Annotated in this window: 16 protein-coding genes; 8 read left to right on the top strand and 8 right to left on the bottom strand. The window is 72.5% G+C overall.

The features are described from left to right. Window positions 1-57 precede the first annotated feature (57 nt). Together BLU82_RS17870 and BLU82_RS17865 are read left to right on the top strand one after the other, a co-directional pair. Window positions 58-1,368, top strand: coding sequence for a DNA glycosylase AlkZ-like family protein (locus BLU82_RS17870; protein WP_092622486.1), 1,311 nt, complete (start codon window positions 58-60; stop codon window positions 1,366-1,368). Between the two features lie 265 nt (window positions 1,369-1,633). After that, a complete protein-coding gene (locus tag BLU82_RS17865) occupies window positions 1,634-2,866 on the top strand; it encodes an IS256 family transposase (protein WP_092619626.1) in 1,233 nt (410 codons plus the stop codon). Window positions 2,867-3,969: 1,103 nt separating this feature from the next. Here BLU82_RS17865 and BLU82_RS17860 read toward each other — a convergent pair. Further along, window positions 3,970-5,202: an IS256 family transposase gene (locus tag BLU82_RS17860; RefSeq protein WP_092619626.1), complete on the bottom strand. Its 1,233-nt coding sequence runs from the start codon at window positions 5,200-5,202 to the stop codon at window positions 3,970-3,972. Between the two features lie 512 nt (window positions 5,203-5,714). On the opposite strand from BLU82_RS17860, the gene BLU82_RS17855 reads away from it, so the two are divergent. After that, entirely contained in the window at window positions 5,715-6,209 is a 495-nt protein-coding gene (locus BLU82_RS17855) for a DUF3145 domain-containing protein (protein WP_172885639.1), read from the top strand. Between the two features lie 270 nt (window positions 6,210-6,479). Here the strand turns inward: BLU82_RS17855 and BLU82_RS17850 are convergent, their stop codons facing one another. The 6 genes from BLU82_RS17850 to BLU82_RS17825 all read right to left on the bottom strand — a co-directional run bounded on the left by BLU82_RS17850 (window position 6,480) and on the right by BLU82_RS17825 (window position 13,034). Then, on the bottom strand, window positions 6,480-7,925 hold the full coding sequence (locus tag BLU82_RS17850) for an acyl-CoA carboxylase subunit beta (RefSeq protein WP_092622484.1): 1,446 nt from the start codon (window positions 7,923-7,925) through the stop codon (window positions 6,480-6,482). Next, a complete protein-coding gene (fabF, locus tag BLU82_RS17845; protein WP_092622483.1) occupies window positions 7,925-9,184 on the bottom strand; it encodes a beta-ketoacyl-ACP synthase II in 1,260 nt (419 codons plus the stop codon). Before fabF ends, BLU82_RS17850 begins: the two co-directional genes overlap by 1 nt. A 4-nt stretch (window positions 9,185-9,188) precedes the next feature. Beyond that, a complete protein-coding gene (locus BLU82_RS17840; RefSeq protein ID WP_069110874.1) occupies window positions 9,189-9,434 on the bottom strand; it encodes an acyl carrier protein in 246 nt (81 codons plus the stop codon). 104 nt (window positions 9,435-9,538) lie between these two features. Further along, the gene (locus BLU82_RS17835) at window positions 9,539-10,558 is read right to left on the bottom strand and encodes a beta-ketoacyl-ACP synthase III (protein WP_092622482.1); all 1,020 of its coding nucleotides are present in this window, start codon (window positions 10,556-10,558) and stop codon (window positions 9,539-9,541) included. Between the two features lie 2 nt (window positions 10,559-10,560). Next, window positions 10,561-11,745, bottom strand: a complete 1,185-nt coding sequence (locus BLU82_RS17830) for an acyltransferase domain-containing protein (RefSeq protein WP_092622481.1) — start codon at window positions 11,743-11,745, stop codon at window positions 10,561-10,563. Window positions 11,746-11,834: 89 nt separating this feature from the next. Then, complete coding sequence (locus BLU82_RS17825) at window positions 11,835-13,034, bottom strand: CdaR family transcriptional regulator (protein ID WP_092622480.1); 1,200 nt, start codon at window positions 13,032-13,034, stop codon at window positions 11,835-11,837. Window positions 13,035-13,158: 124 nt separating this feature from the next. Here BLU82_RS17825 and BLU82_RS17820 point away from each other — a divergent pair, with 124 nt between their 5' ends. Continuing rightward, window positions 13,159-13,641: a hypothetical protein gene (locus BLU82_RS17820; protein ID WP_092622479.1), complete on the top strand. Its 483-nt coding sequence runs from the start codon at window positions 13,159-13,161 to the stop codon at window positions 13,639-13,641. Continuing rightward, the gene (locus BLU82_RS17815) at window positions 13,638-14,354 is read left to right on the top strand and encodes a pirin family protein (protein ID WP_092622478.1); all 717 of its coding nucleotides are present in this window, start codon (window positions 13,638-13,640) and stop codon (window positions 14,352-14,354) included. Before BLU82_RS17820 ends, BLU82_RS17815 begins: the two co-directional genes overlap by 4 nt. Before the next feature lie 3 nt (window positions 14,355-14,357). On the opposite strand, the gene aceE is transcribed toward BLU82_RS17815, so the two are convergent. Continuing rightward, window positions 14,358-17,105 (bottom strand): pyruvate dehydrogenase (acetyl-transferring), homodimeric type, encoded by a 2,748-nt coding sequence (aceE, locus tag BLU82_RS17810; protein ID WP_092622477.1) that lies wholly within the window; start codon window positions 17,103-17,105, stop codon window positions 14,358-14,360. 237 nt (window positions 17,106-17,342) lie between these two features. Between aceE and BLU82_RS17805 the strand changes: the two genes are divergently transcribed. Genes BLU82_RS17805 through BLU82_RS17795 form a run of 3 tightly spaced genes read left to right on the top strand, consistent with a single transcriptional unit; the run spans window position 17,343 to window position 18,740 of the window. Then, window positions 17,343-17,777, top strand: coding sequence for a DUF3052 domain-containing protein (locus BLU82_RS17805; RefSeq protein ID WP_197682292.1), 435 nt, complete (start codon window positions 17,343-17,345; stop codon window positions 17,775-17,777). After that, on the top strand, window positions 17,774-18,235 hold the full coding sequence (locus BLU82_RS17800) for a peroxiredoxin (protein WP_092622476.1): 462 nt from the start codon (window positions 17,774-17,776) through the stop codon (window positions 18,233-18,235). Before BLU82_RS17805 ends, BLU82_RS17800 begins: the two co-directional genes overlap by 4 nt. A gap of 58 nt (window positions 18,236-18,293) precedes the next feature. Continuing rightward, window positions 18,294-18,740 carry a hypothetical protein gene (locus BLU82_RS17795; RefSeq protein WP_143045052.1) on the top strand — a complete coding sequence of 149 codons (447 nt, stop codon included), beginning with the start codon at window positions 18,294-18,296 and terminating at the stop codon, window positions 18,738-18,740. Window positions 18,741-18,786 lie beyond the last annotated feature (46 nt).

The following is an 18,786-nucleotide window of genomic DNA, read 5'->3' as shown; positions in this document are numbered from 1 at the left end:
TCGACAGACTATGGATGGCATTCTGAGGCTGTCGGTGGCGGGTGGCAGGGTGGGCTCATGATCACGCGTGCGCAGGTACTCGCCTATCGAGCCGCGGCCGGCGGGCTGTCGGGCCCGAGGTCGGTGCTGCTCACGGGCGTGCAGGACCATCCGGTAGGTGCCTCGGCGCGGCTCGCGCTGGCCCTGCGCGGGGCGTCTGTGGCCGCTCCGGATCGGGGCGTACTGGTGCATTCGGTGCGAGCCGCCATGCATGTGCACCGATCGGACGACCTCGGCTTGCTGGCCGCCGCCCTGCGCATCGACGACGGAGCGGAATTGGCGAAGCAGGCGATCGGCCCGTTCGGTGCCGCCCTCGGCACCGGCTTCGGCGCCGCCGTCGACACCGTCGCCGCCGTCATGCGCGACGTCATGGCCGACGGAGTGGCGCGAACCAAGGGCGAGCTGTCCGGCGCCGTCACACCCCGGGTCGACCGGCGGCTGGCGCCGTGGTGTCAGGGGTGCGGCGTGCATCACGTGCAGGACGCGCTGTTCCGGTACGCCACGCTGCAGGCCGCCCTCGTCATCGACGTCGAGTCGCCGAAGGTGTTCCGGTTCCGGGTGCTGACCGCCGACCCCGACGACGCGAGGGCCGGCCTGGGCGGCGCGGTTGGGGCGGTTGGGGCGGCCGGTGCGGTTGGCGCGGCCGGTGTGGCCGGTTCAGGCGGTGCGGGCGGCTCGGCCGGTTCAGACGGCTCGGCTGGCTCGGGCGGCTCAGCCGGTGCTGCCGGTTCGGGCGGTGCGGGCGGATCGGCTGGTCCAGGCGGTTCGGGCGGTGCGGGCGGCTCTGCTGGTCCAGGCGGCGGGACGGACGCGGCGCGGGCCGAGCTCGTCCGCCGATTCGTCCACGCGGCCGGGCCGGTGCGTCCGGCCCACCTTGCGACTTGGCTGTCGCTCGCGCCGGCGGCGGCGAAGCGGTGGTGGTCGCTGGCCGGGCCCGACCTCACCGACGTCGAGGTCGATGGCCGGCGTGGCTGGGTGCTCGCGGCGGACCTCTCGCTGCTCGAGGCTCCGCCGGAGCCCGGCGAGCCGCGGTTGCTCGGTCCCTACGATCCGCTCACCGAACTGGCCGACCGCGACTTCCTCCTGCCCGACCCCGCCGCCCGCCGGCAGGTCTGGGCGGCGACGGCCAATCCCGGCATCGTCCTGTGGGACGGCGAGATCGTCGGCACCTGGCGGCGCCGCGCCACCCGCGGCCGTCTCACCCTGACGGTGTCGCCGTTCGGCGGGCTGCCGCCCACTTGGGCCGACCACCCCGCCATCGCCGCCGACGCCGATGTCATCCGCCGGTACTTCGACGCAGAGGAGGTGCTCATCGACACTGCGAACTGAATATCGAGCCTCCACTGCGCCGGTAGGGACGCCAGAAGGTCGTGGAGCGCCGGTGAGCGGGCCGGACCGGACCCGTCGACGCCGACCAGGGCGGCTGAGTAGCCGCTGGGCTGAGCCGCACCCGCCGACGGCCTGGTGGCGTCCCGTGGAGTGGTGGAGTTCGTGGCCCGCTTGAGCGTCGTCGTGTCGACGGTGGTGTTGGGCGGCCATCGTGCGACGGTCAGTGAGACCTAGCGATGGAACTCACGGAAGGACACGACGCACGATGGCCTTGGACCATGCTGCCCTACTTGAGGTGCTCGAGGTGATGCGGGCCGCTGATGTGGATGATCGGGTCCGTACCGCGGCGCAGGGGATGTATCAGGCGTTGATCGATGCCGAGGCGACGGCGGTGATCGGTGCTGGCCCGTGGGAGCGCAGCGCGGAGCGGACCGCGCAGCGCAACGGCTCGCGACCCAGGGTCCTGACCACGACCGCGGGGGATCTGGAGTTGCGGATCCCGAAGCTGCGCACGGGGTCGTTCTTCCCGTCGCTGTTGGAGCGGCGCCGGCGGGTGGACCAGGCCCTGTTCGCGGTGATCATGGAGGCGTATCTGCATGGGGTGTCGACCCGCAAGGTCGATGACCTGGTCAAGGCGCTGGGCGCGGACAGCGGGATCTCCAAGTCGGAGGTGTCGCGGATCTGCGCCGATCTCGACGAAGAAGTGGGTGCGTTCCGGGACCGGTCGCTGGGCGAGACGACCTATCCGTACGTGTTCCTCGACGCGACCTACTGCAAGGCCCGGGTGAACCGCCGCGTGGTGTCCCAGGCGGTGGTCATCGCTACCGGCGTCACCGCCGACGGGCGGCGCGAGGTGCTCGGGTTCGACGTCGGCGACAGCGAGGACGGCGCGTTCTGGACCGCGTTCCTGCGCTCGTTGAAGGCCCGCGGGCTGGGCGGTGTCCAGCTGGTCATCTCCGACGCCCACACCGGCCTCAAGCACGCCATCGCCTCGGTGCTGATCGGCGCGGCCTGGCAGCGCTGCCGGGTGCACTTCCTACGCAACGTGCTCGCCCAGGTCCCCAAGGGCAACGCCGAGATGGTGGCCGCGGCGATCCGCACGATCTTCGCCCAGCCCGACGCCGAGCACGTGCACGAGCAGTTCGACGTCATCGCCACCATGCTCGGCCGGCAACTACCCAAGGTCGAACAGATGCTGCGCGACGCCAAGGACGATCTCCTCGCGTTCACCACGTTCCCGATCAGCCACTGGAAGAAGATCTGGTCCACCAACCCGCTGGAACGGCTGAACAAGGAGGTCAAACGCCGCACCGACGTCGTCGGAGTGTTCCCCAACCCCGCCGCCCTGCTCCGCCTGGCCGGATCGGTCCTCGTGGAGGCCCACGACGAATGGCAAGTCACCGCCGAACGCCGCTACCTCTCCGAAACCTCCATGGCCCTGCTCAACGCGCCGGCAACCAACAAGGAGGTGGCCAAACCCGAACTCATGACGGCATGATCAGCACACTGACCCCGCACAGTGGTCGAAGAACTCCACCACCCAGCGGGACGTCACCGACGGCCTCCAGCACGGGTTCCCGGGACGCAGCTGACCGCGACGCAACCCGCCAGCGCCCGCAGCGCGGGCCCGAAGGCGGCCGCCGGGCTGGGCCGGACCCGCCGACGCACCCAGGCCGGGCCTGGCTCGCCGGAGGCCCCGACGCAACTCGCCAATGCCCGCCAGCACGGGTCCAGGGCGCCGACGAGCCGCACCGGGGCCCGTCGGCCCCGGACGGGACAGGCCAGGGCCCGGCGGACCGTTCCGATACCCGCTGGCGCCCGCCAGGCGGAGCCGGGCCGCGCCGGCAGCTGTCGGGTTGCGGCGGGCGGGGCCAGGACCCGTCGGACCGTTCCGACAGCTCCGGCCAGGCAGGCGGCCGGGCCGGCCGGGAGCTGTCGGGGTCGTACCGGGAGCGGCCGGGCCGCGCCAGGTCGCCGGTCGATGCCCGCGAGGGTTGCTGGGATCTGTCGGGGCGGGGCCGGGCCCGCCGGACGGTTCCGGTGCCCGCTGGCGCCCGCCAGGGCGGGCCGGGCTGCGCCGGCCGGGAGCCGTTGGAGCCGTGCTTGGAGCGGCCGGGCCGCGCCAGGTCGCCGGTCGATGCCCGCGAGGGTTGCTGGGATCTGTCGGGGCGGGGCCGGGCCCGCCGGACGGTTCCGGTGCCCGCTGGCGCCCGCCAGGGCGGGCCGGGCTGCGCCGGCCGGGAGCCGTTGGAGCCGTGCTTGGAGCGGCCGGGCCGCGCCAGGTCGCCGGTCGATGCCCGCGAGGGTTGCTGGGATCTGTCGGGGCGGGGCCGGGCCCGCCGGACGGTTCCGGTGCCCGCTGGCGCCCGCCAGGGCGGGCCGGGCTGCGCCGGCCGGGAGCCGTTGGAGCCGTGCTTGGAGCGGCCGGGCCGCGCCAGGTCGCCGGTCGATGCCCGCGAGGGTTGCTGGGATCTGTCGGGGCGGGGCCGGGCCCGCCGGACGGTTCCGGTGCCCGCTGGCGCCCGCCAGGGCGGGCCGGGCTGGGTGACGTCCCGCTGGGTGGTGGAGTTCTTCGACCACTGTGCGGGGTCAGTGTGCTGATCATGCCGTCATGAGTTCGGGTTTGGCCACCTCCTTGTTGGTTGCCGGCGCGTTGAGCAGGGCCATGGAGGTTTCGGAGAGGTAGCGGCGTTCGGCGGTGACTTGCCATTCGTCGTGGGCCTCCACGAGGACCGATCCGGCCAGGCGGAGCAGGGCGGCGGGGTTGGGGAACACTCCGACGACGTCGGTGCGGCGTTTGACCTCCTTGTTCAGCCGTTCCAGCGGGTTGGTGGACCAGATCTTCTTCCAGTGGCTGATCGGGAACGTGGTGAACGCGAGGAGATCGTCCTTGGCGTCGCGCAGCATCTGTTCGACCTTGGGTAGTTGCCGGCCGAGCATGGTGGCGATGACGTCGAACTGCTCGTGCACGTGCTCGGCGTCGGGCTGGGCGAAGATCGTGCGGATCGCCGCGGCCACCATCTCGGCGTTGCCCTTGGGGACCTGGGCGAGCACGTTGCGTAGGAAGTGCACCCGGCAGCGCTGCCAGGCCGCGCCGATCAGCACCGAGGCGATGGCGTGCTTGAGGCCGGTGTGGGCGTCGGAGATGACCAGCTGGACACCGCCCAGCCCGCGGGCCTTCAACGAGCGCAGGAACGCGGTCCAGAACGCGCCGTCCTCGCTGTCGCCGACGTCGAACCCGAGCACCTCGCGCCGCCCGTCGGCGGTGACGCCGGTAGCGATGACCACCGCCTGGGACACCACGCGGCGGTTCACCCGGGCCTTGCAGTAGGTCGCGTCGAGGAACACGTACGGATAGGTCGTCTCGCCCAGCGACCGGTCCCGGAACGCACCCACTTCTTCGTCGAGATCGGCGCAGATCCGCGACACCTCCGACTTGGAGATCCCGCTGTCCGCGCCCAGCGCCTTGACCAGGTCATCGACCTTGCGGGTCGACACCCCATGCAGATACGCCTCCATGATCACCGCGAACAGGGCCTGGTCCACCCGCCGGCGCCGCTCCAACAGCGACGGGAAGAACGACCCCGTGCGCAGCTTCGGGATCCGCAACTCCAGATCCCCCGCGGTCGTGGTCAGGACCCTGGGTCGCGAGCCGTTGCGCTGCGCGGTCCGCTCCGCGCTGCGCTCCCACGGGCCAGCACCGATCACCGCCGTCGCCTCGGCATCGATCAACGCCTGATACATCCCCTGCGCCGCGGTACGGACCCGATCATCCACATCAGCGGCCCGCATCACCTCGAGCACCTCAAGTAGGGCAGCATGGTCCAAGGCCATCGTGCGTCGTGTCCTTCCGTGAGTTCCATCGCTAGGTCTCACTGACCGTCGCACGATGGCCGCCCAACACCACCGTCGACACGACGACGCTCAAGCGGGCCACGAACTCCACCACTCCACGGGACGCCACCCCGGGCTGCGCCGGCCGGGAGCCGTTGGAGCCGTGCTTGGAGCGGCCGGGCCGCGCGAGGTCGCCTGTCGCCGCCTGTCGCCGCCCGCGACGGTTGCCGGGACCTGTCGGGGTGCGGCGGGCGGGGCCGGGCCGGGCCGATCCCGTTGGTGTCGGACGCCGTGAAGCTGTCGGGCAGGGCCATCGGGGGTGCGTCAGGGCGGGCCTGGAAGACGTCGGGGCACGCCCGGAACACGCCCGGACGCGCCGGGACACGCCGGGGGAGAGGCGCGGGGGAACGTAGCGGCGGGAAGATTCGTCGTGCACAATGGAGCCGTCGCAGGTTCACCTGGGCGGAACGAGGTCGCAGGGGAAGGCGTCCCTCGAACCGCAGGAGGATCCGGTGACGACTCGTGGCGTTCTGTACGTCCACGCCGCTACGTCGGCTTTGTGCCCACACATCGAGTGGGCAGTGGCCGGCGCTCTTGGCGTGCGCGTGAAGCTGGACTGGAGCGCGCAGCCGGCCGCCCCCGGGATGTATCGCGCCGAGCTGTCCTGGCAGGGTGCGTCGGGCACCGGCGCCAAGATCGCGTCCGCGCTGCGCGGGTGGATGCACCTGCGCTTCGAGGTGACCGAGGAGCCCAGCCCCGGCTGCGAGGGCGCCCGCTACTCCTACACCCCGGAGCTCGGCGTCTTCCACGCGGTGACCGGCGTCCACGGCGACATCATGATCCCCGAGGACCGCATCAAGGCCGCCGTCGTGAAGGCGGCCATGGGCGAGGTCGACCTCGAGGAGGAGCTGCGGCGGCTGCTCGGCGCGCCCTGGGACGAGGAGCTCGAACCGTTCCGGTACGCGGGCGACGGTGCGCCGGTGCGGTGGCTGCACCAGGTCGTCTGAGCAGGCCAGCGTGCGGGGCGAAATTGATCCCCGGCAGGGCCTTCACAAGACGCCGAGTCCTCGGTATGGTCACGGTCAAGTAACACACCTCAAGACGTGGCCGCTCCGGCATCGGTGGTTGTCCCCGGCCCGGTGACCGGGAAATACAGCGGCCTCACCACGTCGAGCGCCCCGGACCAACGCGGTCCGGGGCGCTCCGTCGTGTGGGTGGCGCGACGCGAAACTCCCGCCCCGCCAGACGGCCCTGGCGAGGCGGGAGGGTCGGGGAGATCAGAGGGGTATGTTGCCGTGCGCGCCCCGCCGCTCGGGGGCGTCGGCGATGGCGCGGGCGAGGGCGGAGCGGGTCCGTTCGGGCGTGACGATCTCGTCGATGACCCCGAGCTCCTGGGCGCGGTCGAGGCCGCCGGCGATGCGGGCGTGCTCCTCGGCCAGCTCGGCCTCGACGCGTGGCCGCACCTCGGGCGCCACCTCGGCCAGCTTCCGCCGGTGCAGGACGCGGACGGCGGCGACGGCGCCCATGACGGCGACCTCGGCGGTCGGCCAGGCGAGAACGCGCGTGGCGCCCAGGGCTCGCGAGTTCATCGCGATGTACGCGCCGCCGTAGACCTTGCGGGTCACCAGCGTCACCCGCGGCACGGTCGCCTCGGCGAACGCGTGCAGCAGCTTCGCGCCCCGCCGGACGACGCCGTCCCACTCCTGGCCGACGCCGGGAAGGTAGCCGGGAACATCCACGACGACCAACAACGGCACGCCGAACGCGTCGCACATGCGGACGAACCGGGCGGCCTTCTCGGCGGACGTGGAGTCGAGGCAGCCGCCGAGGCGCAGCGGGTTGTTCGCGATGACGCCGACGGTGCGGCCGCCGAAGCGGCCCAGGGTGGTGGTGATGTTCGGCGCCCAGCGCGGGTGCAGCTCGATGCCGGTGTCGTCGTCGAGCAGATCGGCGACGATCGGGTGGACGTCGTAGGCGCGCTTCGCCGACTCCGGGAAGTGCACGCCGAGGTCGCGGTCGGCGACAGCGGAGACGTCCAGCGACCTCTGCGAGCCGAGCAGCGCACCCAGCGACCGGGCCCGGTCCAGCGCCTCCCGCTCGGTGCTGGCGACGACGTGGACGACGCCGGAGCGGCGGCCGTGCGGCTCGGGGCCGCCGAGGCGCAGCATGTCGACGTCCTCGCCGGTGACCGAGCGGACCACCTCGGGGCCGGTGACGAAGACCCGCCCTTCGGGCCCCATGATGACGATGTCGGTGAGCGCCGGGCCGTACGCGCCGCCGCCGGCGGCCGGGCCGAGCACGACGGACAGCTGCGGGATCGTGCCCGACGCGCGGGTCATGACGGCGAAGATCTGCCCGACGGCGTGCAGCGAGAGCACGCCCTCGGGCAGCCGGGCGCCGCCGGAGTGCCACAACCCGATGATCGGGACGCCGTCGGCCAGCGCCCGCTCGTACGCGTCGACGACGACGCGGCAGCCGTCGGCGCCCATGGCGCCGCCCATGACCGTGGCGTCGGAACAGAACGCGACGACCGGGGTGCCGTGCACCGTGCCGACGGCGGCGAGCATGCCGCTGAGGTCGTCGGCGCTGATCAGCTCGAGCGAACCCTCGTCGAAGAGAGCGGTGAGCCGGTGCCGGGGGTGCCGTGGGTCCTGGTCCCGTGGCACCCGAGCCGCCGGGCTGGCAGAACTGGACGATGCCGCACGATCTGCCAGAGCCGTCATCAGGTCCTCCTGAAGGCCAGGACGACGTTGTGGCCGCCGAACCCGAACGAGTCGTTCAGCGCGGCCAGCGGACCGTCGTCGAGCTTTCGCGGGGTGGTTCGGACGATGTCGAGGTTGATGTCGTCGTCGACGTCGTCGACGTTCGCCGTGGGCGGGACCAGGCCGTGGTGCAGCGTGAGCACCGTGGCCAGCGACTCGACCGCGCCGGCGCCGCCGAGCAGGTGCCCGATCATCGACTTCGGAGCGGTGACCGGGATCGACGGCGTGCGGTCGCCGAAGACGGCGTTCAGCGCGACCGACTCGGCGGCGTCGCCGGTCGGGGTGGACGTGGCGTGGCAGTTGACGTGGCCGATGTCGTCGGGCGACAGGCCGGCGTCGGTCAGCGACTTGCGGATCGCCGTGATGACGCCGCGGCCGGTCGGCTCGGGCTGGGCGATGTGGTGGGCGTCGGCGCTCATGCCGGCGCCGGCGATCTCGGCGTAGACGCGGGCGCCGCGGGCCGCAGCGTGCTCGGCCGACTCCAGCACCATCAGCGCGCCGCCCTCGCCGAGGACGAAGCCGTCGCGGTTCTTGTCGAACGGGCGGCTGACGGCCGTGGGGTCGTCGCTGCGCTTGGACAGCGCCATCATGTTCGCGAACGCGGCGATCGGCAGCGGCGAGATGACCGCCTCGGTGCCGCCGGCGACGACGACGTCGGCCCGGCCCAGCCGGATCATGTCGACGGCGTAGGCGAGCGCCTCGGCACCGGACGAGCAGGCGCTGACGGGCGTGTGCGCGCCGGCCTGCGCCTGCAGCTCGATGCTGACGTTCGCGGACGGGCTGTTCGGCATCAGCATGGGGATGGCCAGCGGCGACACCCGGCGCGGGCCGGACGCGAGCAACTGGTCGTAGTTGGACAGCAGCGTCGTGAGCCCGCCGATGCCGGAGGCACAGACGACGCCGACGCGCTCGGGGTCCAGTCCCGCCTCACTGGCCTTGCCGGAGAATCCGGCGTCGGCCCACGCCTCGCGGGCGCAGATGATGGCGAACTGGGCCGAGCGGTCCAGCCGGCGGGCCTCGACGCGGGGGAGGACCTCGGAGGGGTCGACGGCGACCGGCGCACCGATCTGCACCGGCAGGTCGGCGACCCACTCCTGGGTCAGCTTGCGTACGCCGGATCGACCGGCGAGCAGGGACTCCCAGGTCGACGCTACGTCGCCCCCGACGGGCGTGGTGGCGCCGAGCCCGGTGACGACGACTCGTGCCTGGGAATGCGACATCTGCTTACGACCCTGCCTTCTCGATGAACGTGACGGCGTCGCCGACGGTGGCGAGGTTCTTGACCTCTTCGTCGGGGATCTTCACGTTGAACTTCTCTTCGGCCGCGACGACCACCTCGACCATCGACAGCGAGTCGATGTCGAGGTCGTCGGTGAAGGACTTCTCGAGCTGCACGTCCTCGGCGGGAACGCCGGTGATCTCGTTGACGATCTCGGCAAGACCCTCGCGGATCTCCTCGGTGGTGGCCATGTCTGTCGTTCTCCTCGTTGGTGTGGATGATGCCTCGTGACCGATTCGTGGTCGGTGACGATCGTAGGTGCCCGCACGCCGTCGGGCGGGCACGTGGCGTGGCGTCAGGGGATGCGGATCACCTGACCGGCGTAAACCAGCCCCGCGCCGAAGCCGATGATGAGGGCGAGGTCGCCGCTCTGGGCCTCGCCGGTCTCGAGCATGCGCTCGATGGCCAGCGGGATCGAGGCCGCCGAGGTGTTGCCCTGGGTGGCGATGTCGCGAGCGATGGCGACCCGCTCGGGCAGCTTGAGCTGGCGTGCCATCGCGTCGGTGATGCGCATGTTGGCCTGGTGCGGCACGAACACGTCGAGGTCGTCGACGGTGACGCCGGCGGCGTCGAGCGCCTCCTGGGCCACCTTCGCCATCTCGTACGACGCCCACCGGAAGACCGGGTTGCCCTGCATGACCAGGTGCGGCATCTGCGGACCGGTCTCGCCGAACAGGGCGTCGCGCCAGTTCTCCTTCTGCTTGATGTGGTCGAGGTGCTGGCCGTCGGAGCCCCACACGACGGGGCCGATGCCGGCCTCGGCGGCGCCGGCGGCCGGTCCGACGACCGCGGCTCCGGCGCCGTCGGCGAACAGGAACGCCGTGCCCCGGTCGGTGCGGTCGGTGAGGTCGGACAGCCGCTCGACGCCGATGACGACGACGTGGCCGGCGGTGCCGACGCGCACCATGTCGGACGCCAGCGACAGCCCGTAGCAGAACCCGGCGCACGCGGCGGAGACGTCGAACGCGGCGGCCCGGTTGGTGCCCAGCTCGTAGGCGATCTGGGCGGCGGCGGACGGGGTCTGGTACAGGTGCGTGACGGTGGAGACGATGACGCAGTCGACCTGCTCGGGCTGGATGCCGGCGTCGGCCAGCGCCTTCCGGGCGGCCGCGAGGCTCATCGAGATGACGGTCTCGTCCTCACCGGCCCAGCGGCGGCTCTCGATGCCGGAGCGGGTGCGGATCCACTCGTCGGAGGAGTCGATCTGCTCGACGATCTCGGCGTTGGTGACGACCCGGGTGGGCCGGTAGCCGCCGATGCCGAGGACGCGCGAAGCACGCGGCTGCCGCTCGGACTGGATCGTGAGTGCGCTCATGTTCACGCCACCGCCTCGGGGTGCAGCCGGACCAGCGGCTGACCGGGGGCGACCGGATCGCCGTCCTCGACCAGCCATTCGATGATGGTGCCGCCGTGCCCGGCCGTGACCTCGACGGCGTCACGCAGCGAGCTGACAGTGCCGACGGTGTCGCCGGCGGCCAGGTGGTCGCCGGTCTTGGCGCCGCCGGCGGCGAACGTGCCCTTCACCGGCGCGATGACGAGGCGCCACGTCGGGTTGGTGGCCAGCGCGCTGGGCTGGCCGCCGTGCTGCTCGACGAACGCGCGGGCGGCGTCGAGCTGGTCGGGCGTCTTCAGCGCGAACGTCTCGACGCCGGGCAGCGCGCGCTTGGCCAGGCCGGTCAGCGTGCCGGCCGGCGGCATCTCCAGCACGCCGGTGACGCCGAGGTCGGCCATGGTCTCCATGCAGAGGTCCCAGCGGACCGGGTTGGACACCTGGTCGACCAGGCGGTCGAGCACCTGGCGGCCGTCGTGGACGACCTGGCCGTCGCGGTTCGACAGCAGCAGCGTGCGGGGGTCGTGGGTGCTGATCGACTGCGCGTAGTGCCGCAGCCGCTTCACCGCCGACGCCATGTGCGTGGTGTGGAACGCCCCGGCGACGGACAGCGCGCGCAGCCGGGCGCCCTGCGGCGGGTCGCCGGCCAGCGCCTCGAGCTGGGCGACGGTGCCGGCGGCGACGACCTGGCCGGCGCCGTTGACGTTGGCGGGGGTGAGGCCGTGCCGCCCGAGCGTCGCGAGGACGTCGTCGGGATCGCCGCCGAGGACGGCGGTCATGCCGGTGGACTCCTTCGCGGCCGCCTCGGCCATGCCCCGCCCGCGCTCGCGGACGAACACCATGGCCTGCTCGGCGGTGATGACGCGGACGGCGGCGGCCGCGGTGATCTCGCCGACGCTGTGCCCGGCCGCCGCGCCCACCGCCGCGAACCCGTCGGCCGGGTGCGGGAACAGCGCGAGCGCCGCGACCAGGCCCGACGCCACCAGCAGCGGCTGGGCGACGGCGGTGTCGCGGATGGCGTCGGCGTCGGCCTCGGTGCCGTAGTGGGCGAGGTCCAGCCCGGCGACGGCGGACAGCCAGTCGATGCGGGCCGCGAACGACGGGTCCTCCAGCCACGGCGTGAGGAACCCGGGCGTCTGGGACCCCTGACCGGGGGCGACGATCACAAGCACCCCTTTAGCCTCGCGGCTACCCGGGCGTAGAAGGGGTCGGCCGCTGTCACAAGGTCGTCCCACTAAGTTTGGGGGTTTCCCACAACCCCTCACTCGATGACCGGCGGATTCATCCGGCCGAGCGACAGCGCGAGGCGCAGTGTGTAGGAGTCGCGGGGGTCGGTGGGGGTCAGCCCGACGACGTCGGTGACCCGCCGCAACCGGTACCGGACGGTGTTCGGGTGGACGAACAGCAGCCGGGCCGCGGCCTCGACGGACGCGCCGGTCTCGAGGTACGCGGCCAGCGTCTCGAGGATGACCGGGCCCGCCTCGGCGATGGGCACGTAGAGCTCGCCGACGAGGTCGTTCAGCGCGTCCTGGTCGCCGGCGAGGGCCCGCTCGGGCAGCAGGGAGCCGGCCGCGACGGGACGCGGCGCGTCGGGCCACCCGGCCGCCGCCAGCAGCCCCGTCACGGCGGGCCGGGCCGACGTCGCCGCCGAGACGAGGTCGGGCACCAGCGGCCCGACGACCACCGGGCCCGGGCCGAAGTGCGTGACGATGGCCGTGGCCGCCTGCATCGGGTCCTCGACCCGGCCGAGCACCGCGACCAGCCGGTCGCCCTGCCCGCCGGTGAGCACGTCGTATCCGGCGTGCCGGGCCGAGCGGCGGATCTCGTCGGCCGAGGTGCCGTCGTCGGGCCGCGGCCGGCCGATGATGACGACGACGCCGCTGGCCGCCGTCCAGCCCAGCGCCGACGCCCGCGACCGCACGTCCTCGTCGACCTCGCCGCGCAGCAGGGAGTCGACGACCGTCGCCTCCAGCCGGGCGTCCCACGAGCCGCGCGCCTCGGCGTAGCGGGCGTAGACGTGCGCCGCGGAGAACGCGACCTCGCGGGAGTAGCGCAGCACGCCCTCGCGGACGTCGCGCACGTCGTCGGGCCCGACGACGTCCTCGACGTTGTCCTCGACGACCTCGATCGCGACCCGGACGACCTCGACGGTCTGCTGCAGGCTGATCGAGCGAATGAGGTCGCGCGGCGCGGTGCCGAACACGTCCGCCGTCGGGGTGGGACGGGACTCGTCGGCGTTGCGGTACCAGTCGACGAACGCGGCGATGCCGGCCTGGATCACCAAGCCCACCCAGGACCGCTGCTCCGCCGGCATCGCGCGGTACCAGCTGAGGGTGTCCTCCATGCGGGCGATCGCCGCCGTGGCGAGCCGTCCGGTCGCGCGCTCCAGGAGGTGCACGGAGCGCTCGTGCCGGCTGGTGCCGTGGGCGCCGGGCAGCTCGGCGTCGGAGGTGGACCGCATGCTCGGCAGCGTACGCGGCCGGGGCGCCGCGGCGGTGGACCAGGGCCGCTGCCGTTGTGGTGACCGCACAATCGCGGCGGTCCGGCGTCGGGCCCGGATCCGGCCGGGCACTAGGCTGCGGGCCATGTCGACCCCCACATCGCCCGGCGAGGGCGCACCCACCGACGTCCTGGGCCGCGCGCTGCGGTTGGTGAGTCTCGCCATGCTGGGCGGCGTCGTGGCCATCGCGATGGTGGCGATCTTCACCGTCGGCGACGAGCCGGGCACGGGCACCGACGCGTTCGGCCAGATCGTGGTGAGCGTGGTCTTCCTGGCCGCCGCGTTCCTCGTCCCGCGCCGCGTCGTCCGGCCGTGGCCGGTCAGCGCCGAGCCCGACGAGGTGAAGGCGTCCGGCCAGCTGCGCAGCGCGGCCTTCATCAGCCTGGTCTTCGCCGAGCTGCCGACGCTGATCGGGCTGGTCAACTCGTTCGCCCGCGGGGTGTGGCTGCCGGTGGCCATCGGCGCGCTGTTCAGCGTCGCCGGGCTGCTGCTGACGGCGCCGACGGCCGGCCGCATGCGGGAGTGGCTGGCCCGCATGGAGTCGGCGGGCGCGCGCACCGGGCTGTGAGCGTCGAGGTCCGGCGGGCGGGGGACCGGTTCGTCACGCCCGGCGACGGCGTGGTGTCGCGGCACTCGTTCTCGTTCGGGCCGCACTACGACCCGGGCAACGTCGGGTTCGGCCTGCTCGTGGTGGCCAACGACGACGTCGCGCGGCCGCACGGCGGGTACCCGGTGCACCCGCACCGCGACGTCGAGATCGTCACGTGGGTGCTGTCGGGCGCGCTGGCGCACGAGGACACCGCGGGGCACGGCGGCTCGCTGGTCCCAGGCGTCGTGCAGCGGATGAGCGCCGGCCGCGGCGTCCGCCACTCCGAGCTGGCCACCGGCGCGGGCGCGCGGTTCGTGCAGATGTGGGTGCCGCCGGGCGCGCCGGGCGCCGACCCGTCGTACGGGCAGGCGGACGTGACGGCGGACCTCGCCGGCGGCGGGCTGGTGCCGGTGGTCAGCGGGCTGCGGCGGCACGCCGCCGACGTCGCCGTCGGGCTCGGGCAGCCGGCCGCCGCCCTGCACGTCGCACGGCTAGAGGCCGGCGACGAGGTGACACTGCCGTCGGCGCCGTTCGTGCACGTCTACGTCACCCGCGGCGGCGCCGACGTCGAGACCGCGGGGCGCCTGGACGAGGGCGACGCCGTCCGGTTCACCGACGAGGGCGGCCGGACGGTGACCGCCCGCGGCGCCGCCGAGCTGCTCGTCTGGGAGATGCACGCCGCCGCGGGCTGACCGTCAGGACTCGCCGCCGGCCTCCTCGGCGGTGGTGGCCTTGACGTCGTCGAGCTTGTAGCGCTCGTGCGCCTGCTTGACCGTCTCCCACGGGATCTCGCCGCGCCGCGCCAGCAGCGTCAGCACGCTGACGACGATGGACTGGGCGTCGACCTTGAAGTGGCGGCGCAGCGCCGCCCGGGTGTCGGACAGGCCGAAGCCGTCGGTGCCCAGCGACGAGTAGTCGGCCGGCACGTACGGCGCGATCTGGTCCTGCACCGCGCGCAGGTAGTCGCTGACGCCGACGACGGGGCCGCGGGCCTCGCGCAGCCGCGCCGTGACGTACGGGACGCGGGGCTCCTCGCCGGGGTGCATGAGGTTCCACTCGTCGGCGTCGAGCGCCTCGCGGCGGAGCTCGTTCCACGACGTGACCGACCAGACGTCGGCGGCGACCTGCCACTCCTCGGCCAGCCGCTGCTGCGCCTCGAGCGCCCAGTTCATGCCGACGCCGGAGGCGAGGATCTGCGCGTACGGGACGTCGTCGCCCGGCGCCGTCTGCATGGGGCGGTAGAGGTACATGCCCTTGAGCAGGCCCTCGACGTCGAGGTTCTCGGGCTCGGCCGGCTGCACGTACGGCTCGTTGTAGATCGTCAGGTAGTAGTAGATGTTCTCGGACTCCTCGCCGTACATGCGGCGCAGGCCGTCCTTGATGATGTGCCCGATCTCGAACGCGAACGCGGGGTCGTAGTGCACGACCGCCGGGTTCGTCGACGCGAGCAGCACCGAGTGGCCGTCCTCGTGCTGCAGCCCCTCGCCGTTGAGCGTGGTGCGCCCGGCCGTGGCGCCGAGGACGAAGCCGCGGGCCAGCTGGTCGGCCGCGGCCCAGAAGCCGTCGCCGGTGCGCTGGAAGCCGAACATCGAGTAGAAGATGTACAGCGGGATCATCGGCTCGCCGTGCGTGGCGTACGACGTGGCCGCCGCGGTCCACGACGCCACCGAGCCGGCCTCGTTGATGCCCTCGTGCAGGATCTGCCCGTCCTTGGCCTCCTTGTAGGACAGGAACAGCTCGCGGTCGACGGGGGTGTAGTTCTGCCCGTGCGGCGAGTAGATCTTCAGCGTCGGGAACAGGGAGTCCATGCCGAACGTGCGGGCCTCGTCGGGGATGACGGGCACCAGCCGCTTGCCGATCTCGGGGTCCTTCAGCAGGTCCTTCACCAGGCGTACCAGCGCCATGGTGGTGGCCACCGCCTGCTTGCCGGAACCCCGCCTGGCTACCTCGTAGACCTTGTCGCCGGGCAGCACCAGCGGCTTCGCCGTGGTGCGGCGGTCGGGCAGGAAGCCGCCCAGCTTCTGCCGCCGCTCCATCATGTAGGCGTGCTCGTCGGAGTCCTGGCCCGGGTGGAAGTACGGCGGGTGGTAGACGTCCTCGAGCGCGGAGTCGGGGATCTCCATGAAGAGGCGGTCGCGGAACAGCTTGAGGTCGTCGCCGGTCAGCTTCTTCATCTGGTGGGTGGCGTTGCGGGCCTCGAAGTGCGAGCCCAGCGTCCAGCCCTTGATCGTCTTGGCGAGAATGACGGTCGGCTGGCCGGTGTGCTCGGTGGCCGCCTTGTACGCCGCGTAGAGCTTGCGGTAGTCGTGGCCGCCGCGCTTGAGCCCCCAGATCTCGTCGTCGGACATGTCCTCGACCATCCTGCGGGTGCGGGGGTCGCGGCCGAAGAAGTGCTCGCGGACGTACGCGCCGGACTCGGCCTTGTACGTCTGGTAGTCGCCGTCGGGCGTGACGTTCATGAGGTTGACCAGCGCGCCGTCGGTGTCGGCGGCCAGCAGCGGGTCCCACTCGCGGCCCCAGATGACCTTGATGACGTTCCAGCCGGCGCCGCGGAACAGCGCCTCCATCTCCTGGATGATCTTGCCGTTGCCGCGCACCGGGCCGTCGAGGCGCTGCAGGTTGCAGTTGACGACGAACGTGAGGTTGTCGAGCTCTTCGCGGGCGGCCACGCCGATGGCGCCGATGGTCTCGGGCTCGTCCATCTCGCCGTCGCCCAGGAACGCCCACACGTGCTGCTGGCTGGTGTCCTTGACGCCGCGGTGGTGCAGGTAGCGGTTGAACCGGGCCTGGTAGATGGCGTTCAGCGGGCCCAGGCCCATGGACACCGTCGGGAACTCCCAGAACTGCGGCATCAGCCGCGGGTGCGGGTACGACGGCAGCCCGCCGCCGAGGCCCGCATGCGACAGCTCCTGCCGGAAGCCGTCGAGCTGGCTCTCGGACAGCCGGCCCTCGAGGTAGGCGCGGGCGTACATGCCGGGGGAGGCGTGGCCCTGGAAGTAGATCTGGTCGCCGCCGCCGGCGTGGTCCTTGCCGCGGAAGAAGTGGTTGAACCCGACCTCGTACAGCGCCGCCGACGACGCGTACGTCGAGATGTGCCCGCCGACGCCCACACCAGGCCGCTGGGCGCGCTGCACCATCATGGCCGCGTTCCACCGGATATAGGCCCGGATGCGGCGTTCGACGAACTCGTCGCCCGGGAACCAGGGCTCCGCCTCGGGCGGGATGGTGTTGATGTAGTCGGTGTTGCGCAGGCTCGGGACACCGACCTGCCGCTCCTGCGCGCGCTGCAGCAGCGCCAGCATCAGATAGCGCGCGCGATTGCGTCCGCGCTGGTCGATGGCGGCGTCGAACGACTCCAGCCACTCCCGGGTCTCGTCGGCGTCGATGTCGGGGAGCTGGCTCGGAAGGCCGTTGATGATGATCGGCGAGCGGTCGGCAGCCACGACTGTCCCTTCGTGATGGTCACTGGTCCCTATCCTGCTCGCTCGGCGGCCGTACGTCACATTCGGACCCCCGGACGTCTTTCCAAGCGCGCTGAGCAGGGGCACCATAGGCCCGTTCGGGCAAGCGTGTCAGGCTTGGTCTGGCGGGTTCACTTGCGCGACGGCGCGTCCTTGGGTGGACTACAGCAAACGCGGAACGCAGGGGGCGGGCCGCGACGACTGCGAGGAGGACGATCGGTGGGCCAGATCGCGGGCCACTCGGACCAGAACGACGGGCCGGCCGCCAAGCTCGGCTTCCGTCCCAACCAGGTGGTCCTGGAGCTCGGCTGGGACGACGACTGCGATGACGATCTGCGTATCGACATCGAGGAAGTCACCGGCACCGAGCTGCTCGACGGCGAGTCCGGCGAGGTCGCCGACGTGGTGCTGCAGTGGTGGCGCGAGGACGACGGTGATCTCACCGACGCCCTCATCGGCGCGACCACCGACCTCGCGCCCGGCGGCGTCGTGTGGCTGCTGACCCCGAAAGTGGGCCGCGACGGCTCCGTCGAGGCCAGCGACATCGCCGACGCCGCGCTGACCGCCGGCCTGTCCACCACGTCCACCGTGTCGGCGGCCGAGGACTGGTCCGGCACCAAACTGGTCGCTCCCAAGGGGTCGGCCCGCAAGTGAGCCTGGTCGGTGCCCCGGCACCGGACTTCGAACTGCCGGACCAGCACGGTTCGGCAGTCCGGCTCTCCTCGTTGCGCGGCCGGCCGGTCGTGCTGGCGTTCTTCCCGTTCGCGTTCACGGACGTGTGCACGGGCGAGCTGGCCGCCATCCGCGACTCCCTGATCCCCGCCGTCGGCGACACCGCGCACGTCCTCGCCGTCTCGTGCGACTCGATGTTCGCGCTGCGGGTCTTCGCCGACGGCGCCGGGCTGGATTTCCCGCTGTTGTCCGACTTCTGGCCACATGGGGCGGTTGCCGCGGCGTACGGTGTCCTCGATCACGACCGCGGCTGTGCGGTTCGGGGTACCTTCGTAGTGGACGCAGGGGGGACCGTCCGCTGGGACGTCGTCAACTCGCTTCCCGATGCCCGGGACGTCGACGACTACCGGCGCGTGCTGGGTTCGCTCGGCGCGGCCTGACGGTCCGGGCGCCTCCGACGTCCGCGGTCCAGAACGACAGCAGGAAGGGAGCTCGCTCGTGCCGTGCTACCGCTGTGGCGCCCGTCAGTCCGACCCCGCCCGGGGGACGAACCTGTGGGTGCGCGGCGTCCGGGCCGATGAGCAGGTGCTGATCTGCCCCGACTGCCAGCAGAACAAGGGCTGGTCGACCGACCTCGACCACTGCTCGGTCTGCGGCGCCACCACGCTCGTGCGCCGGCTCGGGCACACCGTGTGCCGCTCCTGCGAGGCGTCGGCCACGGCCGAGTTCCTCGCCGTCGAGACCACCATGGACCGCGGCTTCGCCATCCGCATGCCCGGCCCCGGCCGGCACCGCCGCACCGACAGCCGCGACCTCTCCGCCGACGTCGCCAGCGCCATCGACCGCGTCCTCGGCCGAGCACCGGCCAGACCCACGCAGTCGGCCATCGCCGACGCCCTCGCCGCGTCCGAACCACAGAAGGCGCCACCCGAGGGCGCCGCCTGACACCGATTTCGGCGTCCCGCCGTTCTCCCGATACCCTGACCCTTCG

The sequence above is a fragment of the Jiangella sp. DSM 45060 genome (genome assembly GCF_900105175.1).
Lineage (GTDB): Bacteria > Actinomycetota > Actinomycetes > Jiangellales > Jiangellaceae > Jiangella.
Note: the sequence above shows the minus strand (reverse complement) of the source record. Positions and strands in the feature narration are given on the sequence as shown.

Excerpts from the sequence above, each read along its gene's own strand:
- BLU82_RS17870 (WP_092622486.1), top strand. The coding sequence starts at position 58 with ATGATCACGCGTGCGCAGGTACTCGCCTATCGAGCCGCGGCCGGCGGG.
- BLU82_RS17865 (WP_092619626.1), top strand. The coding sequence starts at position 1,634 with ATGGCCTTGGACCATGCTGCCCTACTTGAGGTGCTCGAGGTGATGCGG.
- BLU82_RS17860 (WP_092619626.1), bottom strand. The coding sequence starts at position 5,202 with ATGGCCTTGGACCATGCTGCCCTACTTGAGGTGCTCGAGGTGATGCGG.
- BLU82_RS17850 (WP_092622484.1), bottom strand. The coding sequence starts at position 7,925 with ATGACGGCTCTGGCAGATCGTGCGGCATCGTCCAGTTCTGCCAGCCCG.
- fabF (WP_092622483.1), bottom strand. The coding sequence starts at position 9,184 with ATGTCGCATTCCCAGGCACGAGTCGTCGTCACCGGGCTCGGCGCCACC.
- BLU82_RS17840 (WP_069110874.1), bottom strand. The coding sequence starts at position 9,434 with ATGGCCACCACCGAGGAGATCCGCGAGGGTCTTGCCGAGATCGTCAAC.
- BLU82_RS17835 (WP_092622482.1), bottom strand. The coding sequence starts at position 10,558 with ATGAGCGCACTCACGATCCAGTCCGAGCGGCAGCCGCGTGCTTCGCGC.
- BLU82_RS17825 (WP_092622480.1), bottom strand. The coding sequence starts at position 13,034 with ATGCGGTCCACCTCCGACGCCGAGCTGCCCGGCGCCCACGGCACCAGC.
- BLU82_RS17820 (WP_092622479.1), top strand. The coding sequence starts at position 13,159 with ATGTCGACCCCCACATCGCCCGGCGAGGGCGCACCCACCGACGTCCTG.